The following is a 6,000-nucleotide window of genomic DNA, read 5'->3' as shown; positions in this document are numbered from 1 at the left end:
TGCCGCCCCGCACAGGGGCGACGCGTGAAGCACGCTAACGAATCGCGGATGCCAGGGCAAAGCGCTAAACGCGGATGCCAGCGCAAAGGGCAAAACGCGGCTGCCAGCGCAAAGGCAAACAAACCAAAACCAAACAAACCAAAACCAAACAAACCAAAACCAAACAAACCAAAACCAAACCGCCCCCGCTAGAACAAGCCGGTGAACAAAAACCGTTGATAACACCAACCCCGAGATTCACTGCACAACAGGCGACGCCAATCCTTCGCCCGGAGGATTCCCCATCGCCTGAAACAACGCCGCCGTATCGTTCAGTCTCGCACCGGTAAACCGAATCTCATCAAGCCGCGCATTGCGATACTGCTGCTCGCTAGCCCGCGCCGCGGTAACCGGCACAGCCCCCAGCCGATACCTCGCAGCCGTCTCCTCAAACGACTTCTGCGCGGCAAGCGCAGCCACACTCGCGGCATCGAGCGATTGGGCATCATGCTCGAGCGCGGCGAGCGTATCCGCGACATTCTGAAACGCCGCCAGCACCGTCTGCTTGTACTGCGACGTCGCAGCATCATACGAAGCGACAGCCGCGCGCCGCTGTGCAAACAGCGCACCGCCATGAAAGATCGGCTGCGTGATCGATGCGCCGATGCTCCAGATCGCCCCCGCGCCCGACAGCGCAACAGGCCAGCTGAATCCCCCTTGTCCCATCGACGCGCTCAGCGTCAAGCTCGGAAACATCTGCGCAGTCGCGACGCCGACATCGGCGGCTGCAGCCTTGAGCGTCGCATCGGCGGCCTGAATATCGGGGCGTGCCTTGAGCAGATCGGAAGGCACGGAGACGGGCACCTGGTCCGGCACATGCAGCGACGCAAGATCGAGCGCAGGCGGCGCCTCGTCCGGCGTACGTCCGAGCAGCACCGCAAGCGCATGCCGCGTCGTCAGCAACTGCTGGCGTGCCGGCGGCAGACTCGCGGCAAGCGAAGCAGCGCTCTGCTGTGCGTTCAACAGATCGCCATGCGATACCGCGCCGAGTGCGTAGCGGCGCTGCGTGTCGCGCGCCTGATCGTCGGCGAGCGCGACGAGCCGCTCCGTGGTTTGCACCTGCGCGTCGAGCATCGCCGCCGAAATCGCCGCGGCCACGATGTTCGCAGCCAGCGCGCGCCGCGCCGCATCGAACTGGTACGCCTGCACGTTCACACGCGACGCCAGCGCCGCATTCGCGAGCCGCGACGCGCCGAAAATATCGAACGTGTACTGCGCCTGCAACTGCCCGACGAACGTGTTGTACAGAAACGTATTCGGCCCGATCTCGGGAATCGCCAGCGCGCGCTGGCGAGCCGCCTGCCCGCCCGCGTCGATGGTCGGCAACATGTTGCTGCCGACCTGTGCGCGCAACTGCTCGCGTGCAGCCGTGAGACTCTTGTCGGCGGCGGCGAGCGTCGGGCTGTTGCGCAAGCCTTCGTCGACGAGCGCGTTCAGTTGATCGGATTCGAACGTGCGCCACCATTGCGGCACCGCCTTCGCGCCCACCACGAACTGCTGCGCGACCCCTTGCGCCGGCACGGTCTGCGCCGGTTGCGGATCGGCGCCATAGTGCGCGGGTTCGGGCATTGCGGGCGGATTGCCGTTCGGGCCGAACGAACAGGCCGCCGCGAACACGCAAGCAACGGCTACGGCAACAGACCTACGGGTCATCGAAACAAGGCTCATGTCAGTTCCCCGAATGGTCGGACGGCGCAGGGCGCGGATCGCGCTCTTCGCCGCGCACCCGGAACCACGCGGCGTACAGCGCGGGCAGATAGAACAGCGTGAGCACCGTCGCGCTCGTGATGCCGCCCATCAGCGCCGTCGCCATCGGGCCGAAGAAGTTCGAGCGCAACAGCGGAATCAGCGCGAGCACGGCGGCGGCGGCCGTCAACGTGATGGGCCGGAAGCGCCGCACCGTCGCGCCGACGATCGCATCGAAGCGCTTGTGTCCCTGCGCGATGTCCTGCTCGATCTGATCGACGAGAATCACCGAGTTGCGCATGATGATGCCGAACATCGCAATCACGCCCAGCATCGCGACAAAGCCGAACGGCTTGCCGAACAGCAGCAAGGTCGCGACCACGCCGATCAGGCCGAGCGGCGCGGTCAGCACGACCATCAGCACGCGCGCGAAGCTCTGCAACTGGATCATCAGCAACACCAGCACGGCAATGATCATGATCGGCATCTGCGCATTGATCGACGTCTGTCCCTTCGCGCTTTCCTCGACCGAACCGCCGATCTCGATGCGGTAGCCCACGGGCAGCGTCGAACGAATCTGCGCAAGCTGTTTGTCGACGGCATGCGTGACGTCGATGCCTTGCGCGTTGCCGCGCACGTCGGACTGCACGGTGATGGTCGGTTGACGGTCGCGCTCCCAGATCACGCCATATTCGAGGTCGTCGCGCATGCGGCCGAGTGCGCCGAGCGGCACCGCGCCGTTGGGCGTGGGCATCGCGAGCGTCAGCAGTTGCGACGGGTCGACGCGCTCGTTCTTCGGCGCGCGCAGATCGACGCTGATCAGCTTGTCGCGCTCGCGGTATTGCGTGACCGTGTAGCCCGACAGCGTCATCGCCAGAAAGCTCGATACGTCCGCCGACGTCACGCCCAACTCGCGCGCTTTCTTCTGGTCGACCTCGAATCGCACCGAGCGCTCGGCGGGCTCGTCCCAGTCGAACTGAACGTTGGCTGTGCCCGGGTTCGCGCGCATCGTTGCGGCCACTTTCTCGGCGATGCCGCGCACCGTCGCGATGTCGTCGCCGCTCACGCGAAACTGCACGGGATAGCCGACAGGCGGGCCGTTTTCGAGGCGCGACAGGCGTGTGCGGATCGCGGGGAAGTCGTTGCGCAGTTTGGGTTCGAGCCAGCGCGCGAGTTTTTCGCGCTCCTCGACTGACTTCGCCGTGATCACGAACTGCGCGAAGTTCGGCTGCTGCAATTGCTGGTCGAGCGGCAGATAGAAACGCGGTGCGCCCGAGCCGACGAAGTTTACCGAATGATCGATTTCGGGCCGGCCCGCAAGCGCCTTTTCGATGCGCTGCGCCTGGCGCAATGTCGCTTCAAACGAAGCGCCTTCGGGCAGCCGCACATCGACGAGCAGTTCGGGGCGGTCGGAGCTCGGGAAGAACTGCTGCGGCACGAGCGCGAAGCCCGCAAGCGACACGACGAACAGAATCACGGTAATCGCGAGCACGACGAAACGCCGCTCGATGCACCACGTGATCCAGCCTGTCAGGCGTCGATAGAACCGCGTTTCGTAGATGTCGTGCTCGTGATCCTCGGGTTCGTGCGGCTGGCGTTTGCGCTCGGGCAGCAGGTGATAGCCGAGCATCGGAATCAGCACGACAGCCGCGAGCCACGACGCGATCAGCGCAATCGCCGACACTTCGAATATCGAGCGCGTATATTCGCCCGTGCTCGACTTGGCGAGCGCGATGGGCAGGAAACCGGACACGGTGACGAGCGTGCCCGTCAGCATCGGAAACGCGGTGCTCGTATAGGCGAACGCCGCGGCACGCGTGCGGCTCCAGCCCTGTTCGAGCTTCACGGCCATCATTTCGACGGCGATGATGGCATCGTCGACGAGCAGCCCGAGCGCGAGCACCAGCGTGCCCAGCGACACCTTGTGCAAACCGATATCGAACAGATACATGCACAGCGCCGTCACGGCGAGCACGACGGGAATAGAGATGACGACCACCATCCCCGTGCGTAACCCCAGCGACACGAGACTGACGACCAGCACGATCGCCACGGCTTCGGCGACGGCTTCGAGAAAGTCGTCGACGGACCGCGCGACGGCGTGCGGCATGCTCGATACTTCGACCAGTTTGAGGCCTGCGGGCAGATGCGCCTGCAAGTCCTTCATCTTCTCGTCGAGCGACTTGCCGAGCCGGATCACGTCGCCGCCTGGCTGCATCGTCACGCCGATGCCTAGCACGGGCTTGCCCTGGAAGCGCATTTGCGTGACGGGCGGATCGTCGTAGCCGCGTTTGATGGTCGCGATATCGCCGAGCCGGAACGAGCGTCCGTTGATCCGGATCAACGTGTCGGCGAGCGCATTCAGGTCTTTGAATTGTCCTGTGGGGCGCACGAACACGCGGTCGTCGTAAGTTGTCAGCGTACCGGACGGCGAGACGCTGTTCTGCGAGTTGATCGCCTGGGCGAGTTGATTCGGCGAAATGCCGAGGCGCGTCAACTGCGTATTCGTGATCTCGACATAGATGTGCTGATCGGGATCGCCGAAATAGTCGACTTTGCCGACACCCGGCACGCGCAGCAGCACCGTGCGCAATTCGTCGGCGTAGTCGCGCAGCTGCGCTGAAGAAAACCCGTCGCCTTCGAGCGTATAGATGTTCGTGTAGACGTCGCCGAACTCGTCGTTGAAGAACGGTCCCTGAATGCCTTGCGGCAGCGTCTGCGCGATATCGCCGACCTTCTTGCGCACCTGATACCAGGTCTCCGGCACATCCTTGACGGGTGCCGAGTCCTTCATCGTGAAGAAGATCAGCGATTCGCCGGGGCGCGAATAGCTGCGCAGAAAATCGATCGCGGGGGTTTCCTGGAGTTTGCGGCCGATGCGATCGGTGAGCTGTTCCTGCACCTGGCGCGCGGTCGCGCCGGGCCAGAAGGTGCGGATCACCATCACGCGGAACGTGAACGGCGGATCTTCGGATTGCGCGAGCTTCGTATAGGCGAGGATGCCGAACGCCGTCGCCAGCGTGATCAGAAACACCACCAGCGCCTGATGACGCAGCGCCCACGCGGACAGGTTGAAACGTCCTTCTTCGTCGTGCACTGCGCTCATGACGCGAAATCCTCGGGATGCAACGGCGGCACGACGCGGACTGTCTCGCCCGCCGTCACCGTATGCACGCCTTGCCACACGACACGTTCGCCTTCATTCAATCCCTGCGAGATCGCAACGGTCCGCTCGGCGTAATGCGCGACCTGCACGCGGCGCAGTTCGAGCTGATCGCTGCCGCTTTTCACGATCCAGACGGCGGGCTGCGTGCCGTCGTGAAACAGCGCTGTGGCCGGCAGCGTGTACAGGCTGGCATGCGCGGCGGCGTTGTCGTGCGCGAAGTCGATGTCGGCCGTCATGCCGAGGCGCACGTCGGGGCCGGGTTGGTCCAGCGTGAGCTTCGCGCGATACGTGCGGCTTTGCGGATCGGCGGCGGGCGACAGTTCGCGCACGCGCGCGTTGAATGTGCGGCCCGGCAGCGCGCCGAGCTTGACGCTGGCCATCTGGCCGACGCGCAGCGATGCGAGCGCGCCTTCGGGCACGTCGCAGACCACGTCCACATCGCCCGACCATGCGAGGTTGTAGACGGCTTGTCCCGCCGACACGTTCTGCCCCGTATCCGCCTGTTCGGCCGTGATGACGCCCGCGTGATCGGCGGTGAGGGTTGCGTATTGAAGCTGATCTTTCGCCAGCGCGGCCTGTTGCTGCGCCTGATCCCGTTGCGCCGCGGCCGACGCGTACGCGTCTTCCGTCTGTTCGAGCTGCGTCTGCGCGATCAGGTTCTCGCGCGCCTGCGCACGGTCGCGGTCGAGCTGCTGCTTCGCATACACGAGCCGGTGCTGGGCGGCCTCGAGTTGCGCGGCGGCGCTGGCGGCGTTCTTCTGCGCGTCGGCGGGATCGAGCCGCGCGACGACCTGGCCGTTCTGCACGACATCACCCAGCCGCACGCGCCGCTCGATGATCTTGCCGGCGATCCGGAACGACAGCGGCGTCGAATAGCGCGCCTGTACTTCGCCCGGCAGCGAGGCAGCGAGCGGCTGGCCGTCGGCATGCACGGCGACGGCGACGACGGGCCGCGGCGCAGGCGCGGCGGCTTCCTTGTTGTGACATGCGGCGAGTGCGAGCGCGGCCGCCAGCACGAGTGCGCCGAGCGGGGCGCGATGAAGCAACGCGGAACAGGTGGACTGCTTGCGCGCGATGGCTGGCGCGCCACGACGGGAACGATTCACGAT

3 protein-coding genes are annotated in these 6,000 nt (G+C 65.2%); all 3 read right to left on the bottom strand.

What is annotated here, in order from left to right:
- Nucleotides 1–237: 237 nt before the first annotated feature.
- The 3 genes from KFO72_RS27340 to KFO72_RS27330 are packed head-to-tail and all read right to left on the bottom strand — an operon-like array spanning nucleotide 238 to nucleotide 5,937.
- A complete protein-coding gene (locus KFO72_RS27340) occupies nucleotides 238–1,707 on the bottom strand; it encodes an efflux transporter outer membrane subunit (protein ID WP_225033444.1) in 1,470 nt (489 codons plus the stop codon).
- A gap of 1 nt (nucleotide 1,708) precedes the next feature.
- Entirely contained in the window at nucleotides 1,709–4,831 is a 3,123-nt protein-coding gene (locus tag KFO72_RS27335) for an efflux RND transporter permease subunit (RefSeq protein WP_225033443.1), read from the bottom strand.
- The gene (locus KFO72_RS27330) at nucleotides 4,828–5,937 is read right to left on the bottom strand and encodes an efflux RND transporter periplasmic adaptor subunit (protein ID WP_054934537.1); all 1,110 of its coding nucleotides are present in this window, start codon (nucleotides 5,935–5,937) and stop codon (nucleotides 4,828–4,830) included. The genes KFO72_RS27335 and KFO72_RS27330 overlap by 4 nt, the downstream gene beginning before the upstream one ends.
- Nucleotides 5,938–6,000 lie beyond the last annotated feature (63 nt).

The sequence above is a fragment of the Paraburkholderia sp. XV genome, assembly GCF_020177535.1.
In the GTDB taxonomy this organism is placed as follows: domain Bacteria; phylum Pseudomonadota; class Gammaproteobacteria; order Burkholderiales; family Burkholderiaceae; genus Paraburkholderia; species Paraburkholderia caribensis.
This window is presented reverse-complemented; position numbering and strand designations above follow the sequence as displayed.

Excerpts from the sequence above, each read along its gene's own strand:
- KFO72_RS27340 (WP_225033444.1), bottom strand. The coding sequence starts at position 1,707 with ATGAGCCTTGTTTCGATGACCCGTAGGTCTGTTGCCGTAGCCGTTGCT.
- KFO72_RS27335 (WP_225033443.1), bottom strand. The coding sequence starts at position 4,831 with ATGAGCGCAGTGCACGACGAAGAAGGACGTTTCAACCTGTCCGCGTGG.